We start from the raw sequence: 23,190 nt of genomic DNA, 5'->3' as shown, positions 1-23,190 counted from the left end.
CACTTTCAATTGAAAAACTATCATTTTCACGATATGTTGCATCGTATCCGTTTCATACATAAAGCGATTAACAAAGATGATACATTGTCAGAACTAAAAGATTTAGCCTTCCGATTATTCTTCAAAATTTTCGGGCCTAAAAATTTTGTTTCGCCTGTTTAATCATTAGTAATACTAACTTTAACGTAAGCTTAAACATTATCTAACTTAGAGCTTAATAAATCCTCACTTGCATGACTTGTACCCGTTGACAAAAATCCGAAAATAGCTAGTGCAAAAATAGAATTTAAGATTTTTTTGAACATATTATTATCACCCTTTCTTTATTTTTTCCATATCAACACATAACAGACTGAAAATAGATAATTTCCTGAAATTTTAACTAAAAAATAATTTATATATGATATATCCGACAAATATCAACAAAATTAACGTAATCGATTCTTTCCAACCCATACCAGTTAAATTCCCGCCAATTCCTCTATTAATGCCATCATTTAAAGAACCAGTAGGATTCTTTTTAAGTTCACTTTGTCTTAAACGTTCTCTTTTTTCTTCTGGTGTTTCCTTTGGATCCATGTGATAAACCTCCTAAAAAATTTTAATTTACTTATTTATAACACATATGGTTTTAATATTTATCAATTGGTCAACTATGGTATTTAATCACCTTTTATGAAATGTTAGATATCCAAAATATATTTTAAAATATATCCAGTATGGATCACCCTGAAGTTAAAACTGAAAATCTCACTATAATGTCCATCGGTGTTATAAATTCACAAAATTCCAACTTTTGTTTCACTAAGGGTGAAACAAAAATAACCTTAAAAAAGCCTTGGTCAATCATTATAATTTTATAAAAAAATAAAAATGTACAATTTGATAGAAAAATATACAGTACAAGCTATGGATACACTGAACATAGCTACTTTTTTTCCAAATGTGAAATCTATTTTTTTCTTAAATAGTAAATACAGTAAAAATGTAAAAATGAATAAAGATACTAGTAATGACGAAGGGAAAAAAATTTGGTAAGCCATTTTTTGTGTAGCTGTTATATCTCCTGGAAAATTTGAGGCTGCATAGCTTCGACTAAGGTCTATATAAACTTGACTTCCTAAAAACCAAAGATAAGTAATACCAACAGATAAAATAGTTAAAACTCCAATCAATATAAAAAACATTTACTATCTCCTACTTTAATTTATCTTATTATCTGAAAATTCATTAACCGATCAGCACTCTATATGTTACAAAAGGATGAATTTTACAATGAAAAAATATCATTTTTCTATGCTATTCATTTTATTGATCAGTGAAGGTACAGTCTTTGCTTTAGATAATTCTTTATCTATCGACGAAGAATTTATAACAAAAAATCCTGCCACAGGGGGTATTCCAAAGATTGGTCTTACTTTGATACTCCAGAAAATTTCTAATTACAAAGAGATGTTCAAAATTATTTGTCTTCTATCCAAGCAATTAGTTTACATGATACTATAGAAATTCAATTAAGTTACATACAAATGATAGATTGTGGATGATTTAAATGAAAGTATAGACGCATTTATAAGTAAATAGATGATGCTGAGTTAGCTGGACATAATTCTATAGCTATTACTCCATTCCATTATGAAGCACCCTAAAATTGATTCTGCAGCAACAAAAATAGTAGAGCAACATCCTCTGTTACTACCTTATAATCCTTGTTTGTTAATTGTAAGCTTGATAAATCTATAATTGGTACATTGTCAGGCTCACGTTTGAATACTATTACTTCACAGTTCATAATACCTACTCCTTTTTACAGATATTTCTACATAATAGGTTAAATACCCTTCTATCTAATTCAATTACCGATTTTTATTTCAATGTACAAAACATGTTAATTTGCCTAAAATGGTAAATGGTGGATAGATATATTGCGGTGGAAATGAATGAATAATTGTCCTAATTGTTTAGCCAATAATTCTTTTACGAAAGTATACAAAGATGGTTTAGTATTAATAAAGTGTGAGTACTGTAATACAGTTATAGAAGATAAAAAAATACCAGAAGATTGTTAATTCAGAAGTCCAGGATGAATTTGAAAATGAATATGGAGGCAATGTTAATGAGGGATATACTCATATTAACGGATGCTTATTTTTGGTACTCTCAGCTATAAGTGTATTTTCGTACATGATTTCTTTAGATAACATCGAAATTATACACTGGCTTATTATGTTTATGATTGGAATAGTAATTCTACCTTTCGTTATTTTTTCCTTTTTTAAGCAATAATTTGTGAAAAAATACCCATTACCAATTTAGGTAACAGGCATTTGTTTTATCGTTGGGAGATTATAATTTTTAATCCCTCAAAATCACCACTTGTCATCGTACCTTGGTCGAATTTATCAAGTAAATGGCAATTTATCATCATCCTTTAGTTGTATTGGCTTGGTATTTCCTATTAGTTGGAATAATTATTTGACCTTCAATTCTGTACCCCTTCGGCATAATCCAAATTGGCTTAACCACAAAATGGGGATGATCAATATTACCTGTCCAATCTTCACCCCATGCCTAGCTTACGTGCAATAGCAACTACTCGACTTACAATTGCATCTGCAACTTATTTGGAAGAAATAACTTTAATAGGAACAAAAAAAATCTCTTTGTTTTTTATTTTTTAGGAAAACTATAAACTAGTGTAATTATTCCTAAAACAAAAAAAAGTGGAACAAATAAATTGTCGGTAAACGAACTCATTTTAATATCCGGAACTTCTCCGGACATATTACCTGCAAAAAATCCAGCTTGAACAATGCTAGTTGATAGCATGGTAAAAGCACGCTCTATTGTGTAAATCAATCCAGCCATAATTAAAAGCGCAACTCCAACTATTCTCAACATAGACACCCCCAATACTTTTTGTGAATATATTACAATTTTTTCTAACAGGACATACTTATTAATTTTACCAAAAAATTATAAAAATACTATTTTACGGTTGCTTTTGATTTGTTTTTCACGCAAAGTATTCAATGTCACTGCTCTTTATTTCCGTTTTTAGCCCCTTCTATTTTAGCTAACCACGTCTTTCCACCTTAAACGACTAAGATGGTTTCCGTACCTTTTCATCAAACATCTTCATTCTTCGAGAGATAGGAAGATTTAAACCAAACACGGCTCAATCTTTGTCTGCTAGACGAATTTCTCAATTAAAATTTGGATAGAGATCTAATGTATGAGTTCAAAAATCAGACGTTGAGCTGTTCATAATAAACGCCCGCCATACGTGATTGTACCGGAAATTCATTATGTCCCATTTCATTTAAGGTGATTTGTTTAGCTTCTGACATGATTATGTAACTACCATAGTACGCATATATAGAGTCTTGAGGATTAAAAGTTGCCGCACAGTTTTGGCAATTTAAAGCTTTAACCATCGTTTCGTTTCATCGCTCGCCATGAATAGTTATGGAATAGCCATCATCCAATTTCATCCTCTGATTTTTTAGACATCACAATTTCAGAAAAAAAATCAGGTACTCCATTAATAATGAGCACCTGTTATTTACAATATCCAACTAAAATTCTATAAATGACTTATTGCAAGTACTATACTATTTATAATTATCAACTGTAAAACTCACAATTTTGTCATACATAATATACTCTGTTCTTGAAATAATATTTCCAGTCGTTACATTTAATTTAAATTTATAGTACGGTTTCCCTTGTCCAACTTCACGACCATCTAACCAATTCATAAACTGATCAATTTCTGATAAAGATAAATCATACTCATGAATATCTTTATTAGTCGTAGTAAGTCTTAAAATGGCTCTATTGCCAATTTCTCCTGTTTCAGCTTCTTTTACTGTAACCATGGCTGTTGCTGTTAAGTTACTTCCATCTGTAGTCGTGGCAGTTATCGTTACTTTACCAGCTTTCTTCCCTATTACATTGCCGTTATCATCCACTGAAGCAATCTCTGAATCGCTGCTTGTCCATATAACGTTTTTGTTTATTGCATTCTCTGGTTCAATCATTGCTATTAAAGTTTCACTAGAACCTATTGTTAGTTCCAGTGTTTCTTTGTTTAGTTTTAAAGATTCAGCAACCACTTCTGTATCTGGGTGAATAAGTGTACCATCAGCATCAAGGTCTATAGCATCCAAACCGAATAAAGACCATCCACTTCTTCCTCCTTTGAAATTATCAATAACTACTTCATGAACTTTGTCATCTAAACCTAATTTCTCGTATGATAGGTTCATATATTGGTTGTTTAATACCATCGAGAAAGATTCTGTAATCCCATCTATAGTAATGTCCACACTACTTGCTCTATAGTCTGGCGCCCCTGTAGGTGTAATAATTCTAAGGTTTTTACCTTTAAATTTAAATCGTACCTCTCCTTGAGTTGAGTAGTTGGCGTTAAAGCTTGTAGTTCCTTTGTAAGCCTGGCTTACTTTGTAACCCAGATGTGGAAAATTGGTATATTTAATTGCAGAATGTGTGTCATCAAATCTCTGCCAGCCTGACTCAGGTTCTTTTAATTGTTCTCCAATAGACGCTGCTTTAGCTTTGTTTCCGTCGATATCGAGAAGTGAGAAACTGAATAATATAGCCATAGCAGCTGATATTATCATTAAAATCTTTTTCATAGTAATCCTCCAATTGAATTTTTAATAGGTTTATAATCCTGTAAAAAAATGAAATAACAGGTATAATTATCATATATATAATGACAAAATACAACAATTTTTTAATCTATTAGACTTTTTTATTCCACAAGTTTTCTTTTATTTGATTTTGATACTAATTAACAATAAGTCCTATCCACACGGCAAAAACTTTGAAGGCTCCCCGCTGATAATACCCATCCTTCTTTTGTAAATCCTAGTGTAAATAAATTTTTTTCTGATGTTCCTATGACATTTATCGCTAATCAACTTGTTAGGCATACATATTATAAAATTACGAAAGGAGGTTTATCATTATGTCTGGATACTATGGTGGTAACGGTGGAGGCTACGGGAATGGTGCAGGATTTGCACTTCTTGTTGTTCTATTCATTCTTCTCATAATCGTTGGAGCTGCTTTCCTGTATAATTCATATTAATATTTTTACAAGGGTTCAACCCATTAATCCGTCCCGTGAAAGCAATAAATCCTCCAATACTGGGAATAACAATCATCCATACACTTATCTTTTTTAGAGTCACTTTCCTTGGGTGACTCTTTTTAATTTTTTCTTCCTTGTCATTAGAGCCAACGACATGATAAAAACCCCCGTAAAAGTTAGATTGATGTCTAACTTTTACGGGGCAGTTCAAAACAGATGTGGCTTTCGTCATACATTAATCAAATTGTATAGTATGTTGTACGATGGATACCTTATAAACATCTTTCGTATTAATTAATATCGATTGAAAATGTTCAGTTTCTGTAAAGGTATACCAAGGTTTCTCGTTGAACCCATTAAACATTTCTTCTGTAAATGTTTCTTGGCCGATATTAGTTTTGATTTTATATTCCTCTTCACGACTTTCGTTGAAGTGGAACTTCACTGTATATTCATAATCCATGAACCAACACCCCCCATCTATCTTTATCATGGGAAAAATGGTGTGGAAGTAATCAAAAGAAATATAAATGTCATAAAACCCCATGCCATTATAAGTGTTCTTATGTAATCATAGAAAACAAACCAGGTACTCATTATAAATGAGCGCCTGGTTTTTTATTAGTACCCGATATGGGTATTGAAAGCATGCAAATATTAAAGTTTTACGATGTTTGCAGCTTGTGGTCCACGTTGACCATCTTCGATTGTGAATTCTACTTTTTGGCCTTCTTCAAGTGATTTGAAACCTTCACCTTGGATAGCTGAGAAGTGTGCGAATACGTCTTGTCCGCCTTCTACTTCGATGAATCCAAAACCTTTTTCTGAGTTAAACCATTTTACTGTACCTTGTGTCATTTGAATGACCTCCATTAATTGTATTAAATAAAATCTTACATCTCTAAAGAAAAAATTCACATATTGCAAAAAGTATCCAAAAAACACGATTACTCTTTGTAATATGTGAATTCATTGTTTCTTTACGACTACGACCGATTTTATTAATATCATTGTATAATAAAAAACCATATTTGTCTAGTACTAAGTAAAAAAATCCATTATCAATTTTTTTTGCTCGTTACATGTTTGCATGTACTTATAAAAAAATCTCAGGCAATCAAGTAATTTGATTACCTAGAGATCATTGTTTTTTCATTATCATTTTTGCTTAAACCTTTAGTGATCCTCGAAAACCTCTAGCAGCATAGTAAGAATCTGCCCCATTATGATATACGAAGATGGTGTCGTAGCGACGATCACAGAAGATGGCACCGCCCAGCTTACGGATTTTTTCAGGGGTTTGAATCCAGCTAGATGTTTTTAGATCGAATTTACCTAGTTGCTGTAACTCCCGATATTGCTCTTCCGTTAAAAGCTCTATTCCCATTTCTGTAGCCATATTCATGGCGGTCGTTTCTGGTTTATGATTTTTTCTTGCTTCCCATGCTTCTCGGTCATAACATACACTTCTGCGACCTTTTGGACTTTCTGCCGAACAATCATAAAAGATATATTCATCTGTCTCTGGATGATAGTGCACGACATCCGGTTCTCCCCCAGTTGCTTCCATTTCATGAAGCGACCACAGTTTGTCCAAATTAGCCTCCAGTTTAGCCTGGACATTTGTCCACTCAAGGTCTTCGTGACGATTCATATTTTTTTCAAATCGAGCTTGCAATGTTTGCAATAGTTCCTCGCGTTGTTCAACGGATAATTCTTTATTTGTCATTTTAGTTTTCTCCCTCACTCGTAAATGATAATCCCTCTTCTTTCAATGAAGCTCTCAACATAGGTACAGACGCTGGTCCAATTCCATGAATTTTTAATAGGTCTTTTTCGGTGTATTTGGATAGTTCATGTAAGGGATCAATCCCCTCGTGAACTAAGGCATTTCTTGCAGGAGCACTCAGCTTTGAAAGGAAGCCACTCGTAGGCTTATTTTCTTATCACAGGTCGGGCAGCTGGGACAGTCCGTGCTTTTGTAAAAACTATGTCCTTTTTCGCAAAACCGTAAACGTTTTTCTGCTTTCACTATCATCCCTCCAGCATACATGCTATTAGTTTATAGTATCATATTTCACTTGTCGGAATGATAAGAAGAACCGTACTATTTAAAACGTTTGTAATTGGTTATCGGTTAAATTTTGTGCTCCCATATATTGAATTTTGGGTTCTCCATCCACATATTTAACTAACGCATATCTTTGTATATCTGGCTTTAGCCATACCCGAGCATCCATTGGCCAACTTGCAATGTCCTTCTTAAACATATCCTCAGAAGTGACCATTACATCTTTTGTTAAGGAGTATTCTAAGTCATTAAATTCAGAGTCAAGAAAGGTTACATAATAGACATCTTTAGATACTTGATAGACATCTTGATAATTACGATGAATGGAATCGAAATAAAAGCCAGTTGGATAGATATAAAACTTACCCAACTCATAAGTTACAATGTCTTGGCTATCTCTCGATGGAAAGTTCATACTATCTATAGCAAGTTTAACACCGAATGCTTCTTTATATTTCGCTTGAACGATAGCTCCATCATAAACCATTTCGCCATTGTCCGAATACTCATGATCAATATTGTACTTCTGGACAACGTCTAACACTAAAGACATGACAATTTTCGGGTCATGATGATTAATGCTTCTCATACTACTAAATTCATCTAATGCTTTAACAATCTCTTTCTTTTTATCCTTCTCAAGTAATTTTTCTTTGCCTACAATAGTATTTACACTCGGTGAAAGAGTTGCAAGGGTTTTTCCAACAATAGTGGCTGGACTAGAAGAATCAAAACCGTAATTTTTCTCAGCAAAATTGCTAATCAGTATGGGACGCTCCTCTCCATCATATCGTGCTAATTCTTCTTCGAACGTAATTCGATCTGTTTCCTCATCATTTAATGTATAAAAGAGATCACCCTCATTATTATGACCGAAATTACCGGACACAACTAATTCCATCTCTGATTTTTTGGAATCCTTTGCGTATACCCATATTTTGTTATTTGCAATACCTTGACTCATTTGATGGGAAAACATTTTAAGGAAAGTACGCCCATCCTTCCCCTTTACTAAAGAAACATTCATGTCACAAGCCGAACATACCAATTTATCAATTTCACTTGAAAAAGATAGCAACGCATTTTCTCCATTTGCATGTCCTGTCCAAATTTCTTGTATATAATTATCTTTATTACGATGAGGATAAGCGGATAGTGGGTAGTCAGCTCCTTTCATGAATGTATAAACCTCGTTAACACCATCATTATCAAAATCGACTAATTCCGCATATAAAACTCCTCGATCATGCTCATTGTCTGCAAAAGTATGCATGTCATATGTAAAACCTAAAGTTTCCACTGCTTCAGATAGTTTTTCATATAATTGACGATTGACCACTTGCTTCTCTTGATCATTTGTTACTATTTTTTCAGCATCCTTAGCTGTAACAGTAGGTGTCTCCTTTACTCCATTAGAACATCCATACATTAATACAACTAAAAATAATAATAATAAATAATTTTTCTTCATTTAAAGCTACAACCTTTCAATACCTTAATAATATCTATATCAATTTCCTATATTTACTACTTTATACCAATATAACGAAGCTGTATCTAGTAAAATTTTGATTTTACTTAAACACTATAAGAAAATAACCAAAAGGATGTTTATAGAAAAGAATGTATGATATAGCCCAATCCTTTCTGATTCATTTATAAAGTACCGTTATTTTGCAAAGTAATGCACACGTTTTAATTCTAAAAATTTGGCGCAATGAGCAAGTTGGTAGTCAGTGTTTGCTAGTTACGTGGCGCGATGAAAAAGATACTATATACTGTTCCGTTTAAACGTAACATCATCTACACAATAAAATGAATAAAGGAGCCTGTTACGTTGATGTTACGTACGTCCACTCGTATGAAAATGCCGTTAGGATTTTGGGAGGGGCTCCGTCAATTAGGGGTAGCCCCTCACGATGTTATTCGAAAAGCACAACTACCTATCGCATTGATGACTGAACCAACTGTTTCTTTAGCACAATATTACGGAATTTGGTAGGCTTTTGCTGATCTTATTGACAACATGGCCGAAGGAATCATTAAACTGGCAACTAGCTTTGATAGCAATCATTTCCCGCCTACTGTTTTAACGGCCTACCATGCTCGTGATTATCGTGATGCTCTTAAGAGAATGCTAATTTAGAGATGAGCTTTCCAGAGAAAGAAAAAAAATTTATGACGACTAATCTCCCTCAATCGGAAATACAGAGATTTATCAAACCAATTGAAATCGGGAGAATTACTACATTTATTTGTAGTCCCTATGCTTCCGCATTCAAAGGCTCTCCAATTCGTATGGATGGAGAGATGATACCGACAATCTTTTAACATTTAGAGCTCGTAAACGTAAGGCCGATGATTGCCACTACAGCGAGTCGAACTGCTTTCCATCTACTTTACCTATCATATTGATAAAAGCCATCAAGAGTGAATCCTCTCGATGGCTATTGTCTACCGCTGAACGGGCATATTTTCTATACTACTATTTGCATTTCCTTCCCTTCATTACTGCACTTGTACTGTATATGTTCCGTTCTCATTCTCAAATTTATAAACATATAAATAGTACTTTCCTGGCTCTGCATGTAATTTACCGTTTATCATGTTTCCCTCTTCCTGTCCAAAAGATGCATAATTTTGACTATCTGATTCATGATAAAGCACCCATGTCATACCAATTCGGTTTTCATTTAAAACAGATATATCTAGTTCTTTTGGAGATGTAACATTGAATTCGTAAACATCCGTATGATCATCATCCATTAATCGACCTTTTAATGGTGTATTAAATGGAAGTATAGTGGCTTCTTCTGGACGATTGTTTGGTTCTATCTCAGCTTTTGTATCATTTTGTACTTGAACGGTATATGTCCCATTTTTATTATCAAATTTATAAACATATAAATAATACTTTCCTGGCTCCGCATTAAACTTACCTTTGATTGTATCTCCATCTTCCTGTCCATATGCTACATAGTTTTGCATATCAGATTCATGATAGAGCACCCATGTCATACCAATTTGATTTTCATTTACAACAGAAATATCTAGTTCTTCTGGAGACGTAATGTCAAATTGATAGACATTTGTATCATTATCAATCAAACTACCTTTTAGTGGTTTATTAAATGGAATGATTGTTGCTTGTTCTTGCTCTGTCTGTCCTCCCTTTCGAACAGTTGCAATTGTTTGCCCCTTACTTGCTAGTCCCTTATTATTTTTCACTGTTAATGTCACATTGTAAGTTCCTTCTTTTTCGTATACATGAGTAGGGTTTGCCACTTCACTTGTTGTGCCATCCCCAAAATTCCAAAGATAAGAAACTATTTCTCCATCCTTATCTTTTGTCCCATCACTTTTAAACTGAATACTTTCATGGGTCATGCCTGTATATGGACCATTTATATTTACAATTGGTGCTTGCGTTTCGCCTTCATCTGTAGAAACGCCGTGGAAAACCACATCATACTCAAACTGGTTAGCCGCATTTACACGATAATTGACAAAATACGCTGTCATTGTTTTATAGCCGCTCCACTCTTTTTTAGATAATTGGTCCAGCACTTGGTTTACTTGCTTACTCATCGTTTTCCAATCCTGAGACTCACCCTGTGTGGCACTACCTACGTATGTCCCTTCGAGTGTAAATGTATTAAAAAATTGAGACTGATGCTTGGTCATTTTTGCATCCTGCAATTGTGCCATATCGACAATTTCTTGCTGAACCTCGTTTAATGCTTTTGGTTCATGCTGCATTAAATAATCCTCTGCTACTTGTGGCACCTCATATTTTTCTTGGTTATCGATCAATTGCTGCATATACGCTTGGAATTCCATATTAAGCTGTGAATCTTTACTTAACGACTCACGATAGTCATCATAATTTTTCACATCGTTCGCGCGAATTAAATCTTGAATTCTATCAAACATATCAAATTGATGAGTATACATATAAGACTGTAATGCAAATGAATAGTTATAGAATTCCCAGGAACCATATTTTGCAAACATTGTTTGTTCAGCTGTATAGCGTTGTGACGGATCATGTGACAGCCCACTAATTATGCTCTTACGTGGCACAACATCATTTGTACGTGTTGACCCAGCAAAAAACTCTGCATTTCCTTCCTGGAACCATGTTAATCGCTCATTTTGGTACATATCACCTGTCCCGAATAGACCAGGCACCTCAAATCTTCCTTGTAAAAAGTGCGTATATTCATGTCGGAACAGTTCTTCCAAACTATAAATGCTTTGCTCAGGTGTACGTTCATATGTAAAGAACGTTCCAGTCTCTTCAATATAAATACCACCATTGTTTGTTTCATATCCGTACAATTGACGGTTTAATCGATATTGATCGGGAGAGTTATAAATGACAACTGTTAAGACATCGTCAGCATTACCAGGCTCCAGTGCTTTATCATTCCCGATTACACGATGATACTGTGCTTTTACCTCTTTTGCAGCCCAGTATAATCTTTGAATTTTATCTTCCGTTACTTGATCTCCCGTTTTGAATACAATCGATCCATCATCAAATGTATATGTTTTCGGTAGATACTGTTTTTTTCCTTCTTCACGTACTTTTTGTAAATCCACCGTATTACCATGTAAGTCACGTCCACCATAATTGGTCGTAATTTGCTCTACTGCCACAAAATAAGCTTCACTTAAATAGGGATACATATGCATCGCCTGTGTCACAACTTCTAAACCTTTATCCGGTTTACTATGGAACTGCCCTAAACGCCCTGCATAATAAATGCCATTATTGATTAACCAACTATTGTTATCCGTCACATTATGTATAAGCGCAATGTTATTAACTTCCTCAATAAAGCCATCAATCTTTCCATACCACATCGTTGTATTAGCCTCTTTACGAGTATCATATAAGTACGACTGTAAATCATAATCAATACCCTGTATTAAATCGTAAATAGCTTGTCCTTTTGAATTTTCGGCTTCATATGTAGAAAGATTGTCGTTATATTGTTTTAAAATTTTCGTAGCATATTGAACGGTTTCCACATCACTAGAAGCATTACTTATTAATTTTCCATAAGAAGATACTACTTTATCCTGCTCATCTGTACCAAGTTTAAAGTTCGGATTATTGGCTATTGCTTTTAATGCTGGTAAACACTTATCATGGAAACTTCTCTCATTTAAATAACCTAGTTCATTATTATAAAACGCTACATAAAAAGCAGAACGGAGTACCTCAACAAATGTTTCAATCCCCTTTGAATCATCTTTTGTAAAAGAGCTTCCTCTATTCCCTAACTCATTGATAATTACTTGCATGCGCTCTTCATTTTGATAAAAGGCTTTTGTGTCATCATTGAATTGAAATAAGTCTGTAATTTGGAACCAACGTATATTTCCAAGCGTATGAATAAGCTCCCGATCGCTCATTTTATTTAGCTCTGCCATCGAGTACTGCTCTTGCAATTGCTGTGTATCCATGCGCTCTAAAGTTGGAGCAGGGCGTTGTGAAAAATCTCCAATTTCCAAACGTTCTTCATAGGATAATGTTTCCTCTGCCATAGTGGAATGCACCATTTCATCTTTCGGCATTTCTATGCCAATAGGTTTCATTTGTAATACATTATACGGTGTTTTTTCTGCTGCGGATGCTTCAGCCTGTAACCCACCTAACGAAATGGCCATTGTACTAACCCCAATTAATAACTGATTGAATGTAAATTTTTTCTTCATGTTATATCCTCCTATAGTCCTATTCAGGTTTTTTGGTAATATATTTAATTTTTAGTACTATATTACCTCTATAAAAATAACATATTATGTAAAAATATCAACATAAAATGTTATATTTAGGAATATTTTCTTTCGAATTTTGAACACTAAGACACATTTAGACGGTTTCTTTATAAAAAAAGAACCCAATAGACAGATTCTTTATCGGAAGGAACGTACCTTTAGGGGGAGACGACCATACTTGCTGAAAGAATAGCCTCTTTTATTTCCCTCTATTTATGCTATTCTTGAAAATAAATAAGCTAGTATAGGGTAAATAACATTTCTCTATCCTCCCCTCCTACATATTATAGGTTGTAGAAAGGAGGGATCTTCAATGGGATACGGATACGGCGGAAATGTAGGTAATATGAACAGTGGCGGTTGTTATTATGGCGGCGACAATGGCGGCAGCTATAACGGTTCATCATTTGTATTAATCGTTGTTCTTTTCATTCTTTTAATTATCGTTGGCGCTAGTTTTATGAGTGGTGGATACTAATACATCCCTTTAGCACCTAGAAATATCCCTTCAATATAATGAAAGGGTCACTTAAACCAGCCTAGTGATCCTTTTACTTTTCAGAAAGGAGCGATTATTTCTGCAACATTATCAACCGAACATCTTTATGAGAGTAATAAAAGGGATCTTTGGCTCTGCATTATTAACAATGGGCCTTATGTTTATCGTTATCACAGTAGACGATAGGCAATTTCTCCAAAACGTATTATTAAGAATCATCGGTGTCAGCAGCATTTTTATAGGCATCCATTTTTTACATAGACAATTTCATCCTCATTCATACAATAAACCAGGTACTCATAAATAATGGGTACCTGGTTTATCTCTTCATATAGCCTATAATTATAAATAGATTTTTTTAAGGGTCGGTACAAGGGTCTACAAAACCAAGTTATCCAATCATATAAATAGTAATGTTAAGCGAAAGTCGTTTAACAAGGCATCTCCTGATTTGTTACTGTGGGGCACTTCCGAGGGGTGTGCCCTTCCCATTTTTCGGTCATTGAATACGAGAGATAAGAACGGTCTACTTCATTCATTTGGTTAATCATTATTAACATTGAAAGTAAGCATAATAATATTGTCTTGCCATAACTAAAAAAAATGAACATAATCAGTTGTAAATATAGTAGGTTTTTTGTTTTTGAACGAATACATGCACTCCTAATATTATCTTGTGATTAGTGTTTAATTTATTATTGATTTTCATTGCTTTTGTTCTTTATTTCCTTCTTCGATATATAAAACTAAATCTCTTCAGATATAAATTTAAAGCCTGTGAATTTTTACTGTTCGTAAAAATTCACAGGCTTTTTAAGTAGAGATTGTTTTTTCCCAACCCCTTTTATTCTCGTTATTAATTTAATAAATATATTACTCTCTATTTGCATCTAATCGCCGACGAAATACTAAAGCTGCAACAGCGAATATAATGAATGCTATTGTTGAAGCAGCTGTAACCATCAGTACCACATTTCCAATTGGAGATTTGAATAACAATGCGACCGAGATGATTAAAACGGCCCCAGTTATACCCATTCCCAAAATCGAAATTGCCAAAACCTTATGCATCTATTCACCTCACAGGTAATTGAAACAAGCTACCGCTCCGGCAATACCACCGGCACCAATAACTGCATATGCACCAATACATGCAGCACATATCGCAGCAGTCACTGGTGTCGGTGTTGCACACGAACCACCACACGCAACTGCAATAATATATGCCGCCGTAGCACCAATACCAAGTACTGCACCAAGACAACTCGCCACTGCTCCTACACCCATCGCTTCCATAACTGGCTCCTCTGCAAGCATCTCTTCATCTGTAATATATGCAAGCTCAGTATCCACAGAATTACTAAGTGATCCATCCAAATACGTCTCAACTCGGAAGTTTCCTAAATCATTCTTGGTAACCAACATTTCATTTGTTTGTAATACAGTATTATCCTCATCGAAGAATACTGTTATATTACTAGGAAGGCTATAATCCCCATGCAAAGGAACTGTAACAACCGTAACTCCACCCCCAACAGTGTACACACTCGAACCTTCCAAATCAAAAGCAGACACAGGAGCTACATTCTCAACTTCACCCTCCTTGACTGCTCGGAGCGTCGAATTTACCAGTTCCTTAGCAAGTTTGCCAGAAACTACAACAACACTCGGAGAATCCTTAGCTTGCACAGACATATCTTGAGCTGGAGAAAAACCTAAACAAAAAATAGTAAAGATCATTAATACTGGCAAAATTATTTTTTTCGCCTTTGACATAATAAAACCTCCTATTTTTGGTATTTTATTACACACTTTATTAATTCAACACTAAATTGGAATATCCCTTCTATAAAATGAAATTTTTTACATTTAATCTTAAAAAGAATTATCTGTTGCTACTCTCAATCCTTAAAGATGTTGGGACAAAAAGAAAAAATGGTAGACCAGGATACAATCGGTCCAACATTTTTTGATTTAGGAAGGCATATTTAACTTCGCGAAGTAAAAAATCTAAAATTCACTTAATAAATGATTTTTGCATGCCTCTTTTACTTTTTATAAGTTATTGATAACTACCCTACACGACTAATAAAATTTCATTTATAAAAAAATTCTTTATATGCTGATATAAAGTTTTTGTCTTTAATTTCTAATATTTCACGGTAAGTTAACCTATCTTCAATAAATCGTGCATCTAAGTTAATTTTCACAACTGCACGTTGGTAACCTTTTTCAACAGTAAAGTAAAAATCGTCACCCCATCCAGTTTCGCATATAATCGAAACTGACGAAGAATGTACTGCGATAAAGAACCCAACCAAAATTGGGAGATACCGTTGCACTTCTCTCGTACCGCAGCAAGTGTCAAAAAGGATTGTATCTCCTGAACACCCAATTTGTTAGCAATTTTAGCCAATGCATTGAATGGTTCTACGACTTTACATACAAGAAAATTCGATCGCAATTTGGAAAGACTACTACAGAATGATTGGTTTGAGGAAATGTACCAAGATGATCGGTACCAAGAATTATTTTTTGCGAATCACCACGTCAGAAAGTATCTTTAACATAATAGACGTGTTATACAAATAGTGAAGAAAAAAGCACAAGCCAAATTTATGATTTTTTATATAAACAATTAAAGAATCATACGCTAAGCTGATAGAAATAGCTCCCCATAAGAACGTACATTCGTGTATAATTTTATTATACTAGCGAATGGAGGAAGAATATGAATTCAATTGATGTACTAGTATTAAATTTTGAAGAAGTACGTAGACGTAGTATAAAACTTTGGACGTCGATCCCCCAAGAAAAATTACTTTGGAAGCCCGACAATGAGGCTATGTCTTGCATCGAAATGGTAAGACATGTTCTTGAAAGTGAGCATTATTACCATCTAGCAATTAAAAATAAAGGTAGTCTAACTGATTATGACTCACCCTTTGAAGACCAAGCATACTCCACTGTTGAAGCAGAATTATTAACGGCAGCGCCCTATAGACTTGAATTTATCGAAACAGTTCAATCATTCACAGATGAGGATTTAACAAGTATTCAAATTGACCGCTCAGATGTAGGATACATAAGAAATTTAGGCGATATGTTGCTGAGGATTGCCTATCATGAGTCCGTTCATACGGGGCAATTACTGGATTATTTGCGAACAGCGAAAGTGACGATACCGAAAATTTGGGATTAATAGTCGAAGGTGTATCACATAATGGATACACCTTCTTTCTATATAAGGGTCAGGATATCCGACGGTTCCTGTAACACATAATCCGCCTCTTCATACCCCTCAGTCGTTTTGGCACCCCACAGGGCAAGGGCAAATTTCGCTCCTGCATCTTTTGCGCATTGTAGATCATATATGGAATCCCCTATATAGATAGCATTTTCAGGGGCTATCTGCAATAATTCCAGACATTTTAAAAGAGGCTCTGGGTGGGGTTTATGTTGCTCCGTATCACTGGCACTAATAATTTGGGTGAAATATTCACTTAACCCAAACGGATCAAATTCATCTATTACTTCTTGTCTAGTTTTCGATGTAACAATGCCGAGCTCTAATGGTTTACTTGCTAAGGATTGGATGACCGCTTCCAGATTAGGGAAGACGGAAACCTCATGAGAAAAATCAAGAACAGCTGCAGACCACTTTTGATGAACCGCCTCTATATCCTCAACGTTTAAACGCTGTAATGTGTCCTTCCCTGGAATACCTAGGGCAAATCGTAATTCCTCACAAGCATATTCTTTTTGCGTTTCCTCACGCAATGTCCTTTGCAGCGACTGTAAAATCGCTTTTTCTGTATCCAACATCGTCCCATCTACATCAAAAATAATAGCCTGTAGCATGGCCAACCCCACCTTCCCTATCAATGATTGCTATTTACAAACATACATAATTGTTGATACATGTCCTCATCATAATCTTTCTGACCGCGAATAAATTTCTCTTTTAAATTATAATAACAAATTTCAAGATATTCCCTATTATGATGTTGCTTAAAAGGTGTTTTTGCCTCGACAGGCCCTAAATCCTCAAAGTATTTATTCATTTTTTCATAGGCTCTAATTTGATAGCCACGCTTCTTCATTTCAGCAATGACCATTTCCGTATAAATAAACAAGTCGTCTTTAGGATATTCATAAATATAATTAATGAGTATATGCTTATCTTCCTTGGCAAATATACTGTTTAATTCTCGCCATTGTGAAAGTAGCTGCCCTTTTGGTAGGAAGCCTATTACATCCACATGCCATAATCTCATGCTCTCCCCCCTTTCTATTATTCATCCAATCATGTAAAATATTCCATATTAGTAAAACATAAATGGAGGTATATGACGATGGAAATAAAAATTGCCACACTTGATGCCATTCCACAGATCGAGGTGTTATACCAAGAGCTCTTTTTAGAAATGTCTATTCTACAACCTAAATATATCAGACCTGCTAAACAAGATGTTAATTTTATTCGATATACCATTATCGAGGATGATTCGGATATTTTAATCGCTGAAAAAGATCATGAAATCCTAGGATTTTTATTAATAAAGGAGATGACGACTCCTCGCTATACATGCATGGTCGAATACACTTACGCCTTTATTATTGATGTCATTGTTGGAAAGCGATACCAAAGTAAAGGAATCGGGTCTGCCTTACTGTTAGAAGCGAAGAAATGGGCTGATACTCGCAAATTAAATTACTTGGAGTTGAACGTTCTGTCTGGAAATAAAGGAGCTATAGCCTTATATGAAAAACTTGGGTTTAAGGATATAAACCATACGATGCGCTTTGAATTATAGTATAGTTTCTCCCTCGCTATAGAGCAATTTTATAAAAATGTTTGCGCTCCAATCTTCAAATGAATAGCATCAAAAAGTCGCCTATATAGGGGCGACTTTTTGATGTTTATTTCGTTTTATGGCAGCGGCTCATACATATTTTCGCTCAAAGAACCTATTACTCATTGATTATTTCTTCGTTAATAAAATCTGCTGAGAAACGTAATTCGATTGATTCGGTATCCGCTCGCTACGATAGACTAAATTTAATAGTTTCATTACATTCCGTTCATTCTTTCTAGGATGAAGATGTATGTTCGTCATAAAAATAGACAAAGTCCCTTTAAGGGCTTTGTCTATTGAGTAAGCTGATTCCGCTAATTACCCATGTCTATATTAATTTACTTTCTTTCAATAAGTCATAAATAATCGTATCTTTTGTTTTGTGAATACCTAATTTACCAATTTGTTTTAAGATAAATGGGGCATCAATATCTGTTAATTGTTTGCCATCTAATAAGCGAGCAGTTGAAGCTAATAAAGTGCGAACATCAAAAGAAGATGCAAATACTTCTGGAACTCCACGATCAATATTTAATAGTTGATAGACTGCCTCCATCGCAGTTCTTACTGAATATTCAGTTGTAAAAACTGTATCTCTTGCTGTTTCACTAAAGTTACCAATGAAGGCTAAATTAGCAGAGCCTTCTGGTACAACTAGTGGACGATCCCCCATGGCTCTTGGCATGAAATAAGAGGTGATATAAGGCATATAGCACGGAATAGTATTACAAGAATTTTGGGCGATGTCAGGAATTTCATCAACCGGTACACCCATATGGTATAACCACTCTTGTGCTATCTCAATACCAGTACATTCCGTAATACTTTTTTTAATAAAATCACCTGGTTTATTTGATAGTAAACCATAAATCCAAACGACTAATTGGTCTTTTGGTTGTTGTTTAAAGTGAGGTTGTCGGTTTAACGTATAGCTTAGCATCCAATTAGAATCTGTAGCTGTGACAATGCCTCCAGTCACTACTTTACCTGCATAAGGGTCCCTTTTACTAATTTTCTCAATATAGGGAGCCACACGATCATCTAATGTCGTTAGAGTGGCGGAAACAAACCAGCTTTCTTCTGGAAGATGATCACAGAACTTTTCTGGTCGTCCAAAGTCTGTATCTTGGGCAGCCATGTTTTTCCACAGTGACCAGCTTCCACCTAAATCTTTATTGATAGGGGCTGGTGTATAGTTATCTCCGTATGTTGTACTCTCCGTGATACTACCATTTGTCACAAACACCAATTCATTTTCTGTTAGCTCAATATTCTTTTTCACGCCATTTTTTCTTAAAACTAACGTATGAGCTACTTTTTTGTCACCCACTTTATCGACCAAAACATTCTCTACTACCGTATTATATTGAAAATCAACATCATGGCTTTCTAAATATTTTATCATCGGTAATACTAATGATTCATATTGGTTATATTTCGTAAATTTCAATGCTGATAGGTCTGGTAATCCACCAATGTGGTGAATGAAACGCATAATATAACGGCGCATTTCCATAGCTGAATGCCATTTTTCAAATGCAAACATCGTAGACCAATATAGCCAAAAGTTCGATTCAAAAAATTCTTCAGAGAAAACATCTGTGATTTTTTTATCCTCTAGCTTTTCCTCAGGCGTAAAGAATAATTTAATCATTTCCTCAGATGACTGATCCGATAAGGTAAACTTGCCATCATCTTCAAGTCTTTGACCTCTATTTTTTATTAATCGGCATTTTGAATAATTGGGGTCTTCTTTGTTTAACCAATAAAATTCATCTAAAACAGAAGCATTGTCTACCTCTAATGAAGGAATGGAACGGAATAAATCCCATAAGCATTCAAAATGGTCCTCCATTTCTCGACCACCGCGAATAATAAACCCTCTCGTCGGATTAAGTATGCCATCCAGACTACCTCCTGAAATATCTAACTCTTCAAGAATATGAATGTTCTCACCTTTCATTTGGCCATCCCGAATTAAAAAACATGCTGCTGACAGCGAGGCTAGACCCGAACCAATTAGATAAGCAGATTTTTCATCTACCCCCTCAGGTTTTTTAGGACGTGCGAAAGCTTCATAGTTACCATTGCTGTAATACATATTAACGCCTCCCTATTTATTATTCCAATATAGAATAACACGTATTTCCACAGAAATGGTAAAACGAGCGAATGATTAACAAAATATTCAAATTCAAAAGAAAGTACGCCATTAGAAGTCCCCTATAATTGGACATAACAATCATTTGTATTTTTATAAGTGGATGATGAGGTATAAAAAATCACGATCCGCACCTAGCTCAATGCCTTAAAAAGGAAAATTAAATACAATAATTGGATGTATAAATTGCATAAATATTATACCGAAAAATCATTCATCACATAAATTTTGATTCTCCATAGCTAAACCTTTCTTTTTTGTTTCCCTAATTTTTCATTACCTCTTTTAAAATTGCCCGTCATTTTCGCTAATAATAATTGAACTTCTATTGTCTGTTGTTCCGCTTCATGGATTTTTGCTAAAAGACGCTCTGCCTCGTTTTCCTTAACCACTTTAATTTGTTTCCCCTCGTAATAAATAGCGACATTCCCGTTTTTCGTAATTTCATACGTAAATGGCTCCTCGCTTAATCGATTACGTTTATCAATTCCACTCACTTTATTCAACTCCCGTCCTCATTATTGTCCACATCAATTAAAATATTTTTGACGTATTGTTATATTCCACATCACCAACATCTGTATGTTTCTACGGTTCTGCAGTAATACTAATAAAGATTAGATTAGTTAGTAATGAAAGGGTAAAAGATGATTTTACATTTATTTTTAGTTTTTCTCATTCCTTGGGTGATTTGTCTCATGCATCTATACAAAAAAGAAAAAATATTGCTTTTTTTAGTGGCTCCATTTTTTAGTGTCGTTGCTTATCTCATGAATGCTCTCGGCTTTTATTTCGATTTTTGGGAGGTGCTACCTTTTCCCGAACAAAAAAGTTTTGCTTCACTACCTTTTGATGTTGGCATATACCCTGTCTTATCCTGCTACTGTATCTATTTCATAAAAAAAACGAACAAACCTTTTTTGGTTCTATTTTTAATGACTTTGCTCACCACTTTTTTAGAAGGGATATTTGTTTTCTTTGAAAGGGTCATCTACCAAAACGGATGGAATATTTATTTTACCTTTTTCTCCTATTTGCTCCCTTATTTATGTTTGTATGGGTATTATAGATTTTTACTGAAAATACGCGTCCTCCGATAACTATTTTTTTGCTAAAAAAATAATTTTTCTTCAATATAGTTTTAATTTCTACTGAAGAGGCCATCAACTAGATATACGAAGTGAACTCATCATATATATAGTAATAGTTAAGCTAAACTAGTTTAACAACCTCCTGATTTGTTACTTAGGGTCACTTCTAACCAAAGTGACCCTTCATATGTTTTACATGACTTACATAAGTTATTAGGAAGGTTTAGTAAACATAAATTTTATAATATATTGAAACTATTCAATGATTAGTATGCTAAATATGGGCATCCTTATCTTTGGATCAATAGCAATTATCGTTACCCACTTCTAGTCTTTTAGGTACTTAGCAACATTATAGATTGATGATAAGTACATTATTTTAAAAGGAGGAAGGAAATGTCGAAAATACCCATTTATATAAAATTGCTCATTGGGATTGGGATGATTATTATACTAACCTCACTGTTTCTGTTAAAGGATCATCCCTATTATGTCTGGCTAAGATGGACAGGTAATATTTTATTGATCGTTGGTATTGTACGGATTCCTTTTTCGAAGGAAACTGATAAAAGACAAGTCAAAATTCGATAAATCCCTTGGACTTGAGGGTAATTTCAGCCCCCACGAACAGCCCCTTTCATTTTGAAGGGGCTGTTTTACTATAATGGAGACAAATATCAAATAATCAATAAAGAAACTATGAAATGATGCAAATGAGACAAGCAAATTGATCAATAAAGTTTGATTAAAAATCCTTTGTTGATGTGCAAAATCTATTCATCTACAATCAGGTCAGATTGAAAGAAAAGATTCCAAACATAGCTTTTGGAACTTTAAGTTTCAGCATGTGTTTATCTATTATTTTCACAGGGTATTTTAAATACTAAATTGCACTTGAATGATCACAAGGTTTATTGTTTTCCTTGTAGAATCTAATTACTATAATAAATTGGAGTGACTTTCAATTATAAAGGGCGTGTAAAAATGGACCTATTACTTTGGATAACTATTGGCTTCATAATAATTGGATTTATTGTTCTCACTTCCATGAAAAAAGGGATGGAAAGTAAGGTTGCTTTTATAAACGAGGAAAATTCATTCAAAGCTAAATCCGTAATTTGGTGGCTATGGAGTTCCACTGCTTGGGGGATAGTGAGTATGTTTCTTGTTATTTGGTGTTTTCATCATTATCGTGGATAACTAATGTTTTGTATTCATTTTCTGATGTATTACTGCAATGACTATTCTTGATTAATAAATACTTTATAGATTATAAATTCAATAAACGTTCCCACACGAAAGCTTGGAAACACACTAAAAGGCAGGAATGTTGCTAAGTCAATGTTGGTGCTCTTTTAGCTATATATACATAGCTACGATAGGACTTTTCGAGATTCTTCAACGTGTGTTATCTGAATAAAAACCTGTAGTTAGCATACCAGCATTTTTTTATCATTCCTCTACGACATCTGATGCTTTCCTTATTTCGTAAAAAGTGCCGGTTAATTAAAGATCGTTATGTAAAGTATGCGTCGTTCCCTGATGCAAAGTAAAAAAGTAATACATTTTATTATTTGTTGAACCGCAGCTTTAGATA

General features: G+C 34.3%; 25 protein-coding genes and 2 pseudogenes. 10 read left to right on the top strand and 17 right to left on the bottom strand.

The window, feature by feature from the left end; translation table 11 throughout:
- Window positions 1–378: 378 nt before the first annotated feature.
- Complete coding sequence (locus A2J09_RS05855; RefSeq protein WP_012294185.1) at window positions 379–579, bottom strand: DUF6366 family protein; 201 nt, start codon at window positions 577–579, stop codon at window positions 379–381.
- Between the two features lie 278 nt (window positions 580–857).
- Window positions 858–1,187: a hypothetical protein gene (locus A2J09_RS05850; RefSeq protein WP_036161453.1), complete on the bottom strand. Its 330-nt coding sequence runs from the start codon at window positions 1,185–1,187 to the stop codon at window positions 858–860.
- Between the two features lie 88 nt (window positions 1,188–1,275).
- On the opposite strand from A2J09_RS05850, the gene A2J09_RS05845 reads away from it, so the two are divergent.
- Window positions 1,276–1,506: a hypothetical protein gene (locus tag A2J09_RS05845; protein ID WP_036161452.1), complete on the top strand. Its 231-nt coding sequence runs from the start codon at window positions 1,276–1,278 to the stop codon at window positions 1,504–1,506.
- Between the two features lie 139 nt (window positions 1,507–1,645).
- Here the strand turns inward: A2J09_RS05845 and A2J09_RS23900 are convergent, their stop codons facing one another.
- From A2J09_RS23900 to A2J09_RS05835, 3 genes are all read right to left on the bottom strand, one after another.
- Window positions 1,646–1,792, bottom strand: coding sequence for a hypothetical protein (locus A2J09_RS23900; RefSeq protein ID WP_171821088.1), 147 nt, complete (start codon window positions 1,790–1,792; stop codon window positions 1,646–1,648).
- Between the two features lie 878 nt (window positions 1,793–2,670).
- Window positions 2,671–2,901 carry a hypothetical protein gene (locus A2J09_RS05840; RefSeq protein WP_036161447.1) on the bottom strand — a complete coding sequence of 77 codons (231 nt, stop codon included), beginning with the start codon at window positions 2,899–2,901 and terminating at the stop codon, window positions 2,671–2,673.
- 713 nt (window positions 2,902–3,614) lie between these two features.
- On the bottom strand, window positions 3,615–4,661 hold the full coding sequence (locus A2J09_RS05835) for an Ig-like domain-containing protein (protein WP_012294178.1): 1,047 nt from the start codon (window positions 4,659–4,661) through the stop codon (window positions 3,615–3,617).
- A gap of 335 nt (window positions 4,662–4,996) precedes the next feature.
- Here A2J09_RS05835 and A2J09_RS22805 point away from each other — a divergent pair, with 335 nt between their 5' ends.
- Entirely contained in the window at window positions 4,997–5,119 is a 123-nt protein-coding gene (locus tag A2J09_RS22805) for a YjcZ family sporulation protein (protein ID WP_080695187.1), read from the top strand.
- 238 nt (window positions 5,120–5,357) lie between these two features.
- Here A2J09_RS22805 and A2J09_RS05830 read toward each other — a convergent pair whose 3' ends face one another.
- The 5 genes and pseudogenes from A2J09_RS05830 to A2J09_RS05815 form a co-directional block, all read right to left on the bottom strand.
- A complete protein-coding gene (locus A2J09_RS05830) occupies window positions 5,358–5,585 on the bottom strand; it encodes a hypothetical protein (RefSeq protein ID WP_012294177.1) in 228 nt (75 codons plus the stop codon).
- A 194-nt stretch (window positions 5,586–5,779) separates the two neighbouring features.
- Complete coding sequence (locus tag A2J09_RS05825; protein WP_008175097.1) at window positions 5,780–5,980, bottom strand: cold-shock protein; 201 nt, start codon at window positions 5,978–5,980, stop codon at window positions 5,780–5,782.
- 310 nt (window positions 5,981–6,290) lie between these two features.
- Complete coding sequence (locus A2J09_RS05820; protein WP_012294175.1) at window positions 6,291–6,851, bottom strand: DUF4256 domain-containing protein; 561 nt, start codon at window positions 6,849–6,851, stop codon at window positions 6,291–6,293.
- 1 nt (window position 6,852) lies between these two features.
- Window positions 6,853–7,154 (bottom strand): annotated as a pseudogene (locus A2J09_RS22800) (RNA polymerase alpha subunit C-terminal domain-containing protein).
- Between the two features lie 79 nt (window positions 7,155–7,233).
- The gene (locus A2J09_RS05815; protein ID WP_012294174.1) at window positions 7,234–8,664 is read right to left on the bottom strand and encodes a DUF4238 domain-containing protein; all 1,431 of its coding nucleotides are present in this window, start codon (window positions 8,662–8,664) and stop codon (window positions 7,234–7,236) included.
- A 366-nt stretch (window positions 8,665–9,030) separates the two neighbouring features.
- Here A2J09_RS05815 and A2J09_RS23895 point away from each other — a divergent pair, with 366 nt between their 5' ends.
- Window positions 9,031–9,195 carry a hypothetical protein gene (locus A2J09_RS23895; protein WP_193403144.1) on the top strand — a complete coding sequence of 55 codons (165 nt, stop codon included), beginning with the start codon at window positions 9,031–9,033 and terminating at the stop codon, window positions 9,193–9,195.
- 134 nt (window positions 9,196–9,329) lie between these two features.
- Window positions 9,330–9,524: pseudogene (locus A2J09_RS24075) on the top strand (oxidoreductase); the annotation flags it as partial.
- Between the two features lie 177 nt (window positions 9,525–9,701).
- Here A2J09_RS24075 and A2J09_RS05805 read toward each other — a convergent pair.
- Window positions 9,702–12,920 carry a collagenase gene (locus A2J09_RS05805; protein WP_012294172.1) on the bottom strand — a complete coding sequence of 1,073 codons (3,219 nt, stop codon included), beginning with the start codon at window positions 12,918–12,920 and terminating at the stop codon, window positions 9,702–9,704.
- A gap of 376 nt (window positions 12,921–13,296) precedes the next feature.
- Between A2J09_RS05805 and A2J09_RS24610 the strand changes: the two genes are divergently transcribed.
- Window positions 13,297–13,461, top strand: a complete 165-nt coding sequence (locus A2J09_RS24610) for a YjcZ family sporulation protein (RefSeq protein ID WP_012294171.1) — start codon at window positions 13,297–13,299, stop codon at window positions 13,459–13,461.
- An 894-nt stretch (window positions 13,462–14,355) separates the two neighbouring features.
- Here A2J09_RS24610 and A2J09_RS05800 read toward each other — a convergent pair.
- The gene (locus tag A2J09_RS05800; protein WP_012294170.1) at window positions 14,356–14,553 is read right to left on the bottom strand and encodes a hypothetical protein; all 198 of its coding nucleotides are present in this window, start codon (window positions 14,551–14,553) and stop codon (window positions 14,356–14,358) included.
- Between the two features lie 9 nt (window positions 14,554–14,562).
- Window positions 14,563–15,258 carry a hypothetical protein gene (locus A2J09_RS22780; protein WP_012294169.1) on the bottom strand — a complete coding sequence of 232 codons (696 nt, stop codon included), beginning with the start codon at window positions 15,256–15,258 and terminating at the stop codon, window positions 14,563–14,565.
- A 955-nt stretch (window positions 15,259–16,213) separates the two neighbouring features.
- On the opposite strand from A2J09_RS22780, the gene A2J09_RS05790 reads away from it, so the two are divergent.
- Window positions 16,214–16,684 carry a DinB family protein gene (locus tag A2J09_RS05790; RefSeq protein ID WP_012294167.1) on the top strand — a complete coding sequence of 157 codons (471 nt, stop codon included), beginning with the start codon at window positions 16,214–16,216 and terminating at the stop codon, window positions 16,682–16,684.
- 38 nt (window positions 16,685–16,722) lie between these two features.
- On the opposite strand, the gene A2J09_RS05785 is transcribed toward A2J09_RS05790, so the two are convergent.
- Together A2J09_RS05785 and A2J09_RS05780 are read right to left on the bottom strand one after the other, a co-directional pair.
- Window positions 16,723–17,343, bottom strand: coding sequence for an HAD family hydrolase (locus tag A2J09_RS05785; RefSeq protein ID WP_036161444.1), 621 nt, complete (start codon window positions 17,341–17,343; stop codon window positions 16,723–16,725).
- A gap of 20 nt (window positions 17,344–17,363) precedes the next feature.
- A complete protein-coding gene (locus A2J09_RS05780; RefSeq protein ID WP_031419957.1) occupies window positions 17,364–17,759 on the bottom strand; it encodes a pyrimidine dimer DNA glycosylase/endonuclease V in 396 nt (131 codons plus the stop codon).
- Window positions 17,760–17,837: 78 nt separating this feature from the next.
- On the opposite strand from A2J09_RS05780, the gene A2J09_RS05775 reads away from it, so the two are divergent.
- Complete coding sequence (locus tag A2J09_RS05775) at window positions 17,838–18,299, top strand: GNAT family N-acetyltransferase (RefSeq protein ID WP_036161441.1); 462 nt, start codon at window positions 17,838–17,840, stop codon at window positions 18,297–18,299.
- Window positions 18,300–18,669: 370 nt separating this feature from the next.
- On the opposite strand, the gene A2J09_RS05770 is transcribed toward A2J09_RS05775, so the two are convergent.
- Complete coding sequence (locus A2J09_RS05770; RefSeq protein WP_012294163.1) at window positions 18,670–20,442, bottom strand: oleate hydratase; 1,773 nt, start codon at window positions 20,440–20,442, stop codon at window positions 18,670–18,672.
- A gap of 302 nt (window positions 20,443–20,744) precedes the next feature.
- A complete protein-coding gene (locus tag A2J09_RS05765; protein ID WP_012294162.1) occupies window positions 20,745–20,999 on the bottom strand; it encodes a hypothetical protein in 255 nt (84 codons plus the stop codon).
- 150 nt (window positions 21,000–21,149) lie between these two features.
- Between A2J09_RS05765 and A2J09_RS24505 the strand changes: the two genes are divergently transcribed.
- The 3 genes from A2J09_RS24505 (at window position 21,150) to A2J09_RS24070 (ending at window position 22,793) form a co-directional block, all read left to right on the top strand.
- The gene (locus A2J09_RS24505; RefSeq protein ID WP_031419950.1) at window positions 21,150–21,602 is read left to right on the top strand and encodes a CBO0543 family protein; all 453 of its coding nucleotides are present in this window, start codon (window positions 21,150–21,152) and stop codon (window positions 21,600–21,602) included.
- Window positions 21,603–21,989: 387 nt separating this feature from the next.
- Window positions 21,990–22,184 carry a hypothetical protein gene (locus tag A2J09_RS05755; RefSeq protein WP_031419947.1) on the top strand — a complete coding sequence of 65 codons (195 nt, stop codon included), beginning with the start codon at window positions 21,990–21,992 and terminating at the stop codon, window positions 22,182–22,184.
- A gap of 393 nt (window positions 22,185–22,577) precedes the next feature.
- A complete protein-coding gene (locus A2J09_RS24070) occupies window positions 22,578–22,793 on the top strand; it encodes a hypothetical protein (protein WP_031419946.1) in 216 nt (71 codons plus the stop codon).
- The last annotated feature ends 397 nt before the right edge of the window (window positions 22,794–23,190 follow it).

The sequence above is a fragment of the Lysinibacillus sphaericus genome, from assembly GCF_001629735.1.
GTDB classification, from domain to species: Bacteria; Bacillota; Bacilli; order Bacillales_A; family Planococcaceae; genus Lysinibacillus; species Lysinibacillus pinottii.
Note: the sequence above shows the minus strand (reverse complement) of the source record. Positions and strands in the feature narration are given on the sequence as shown.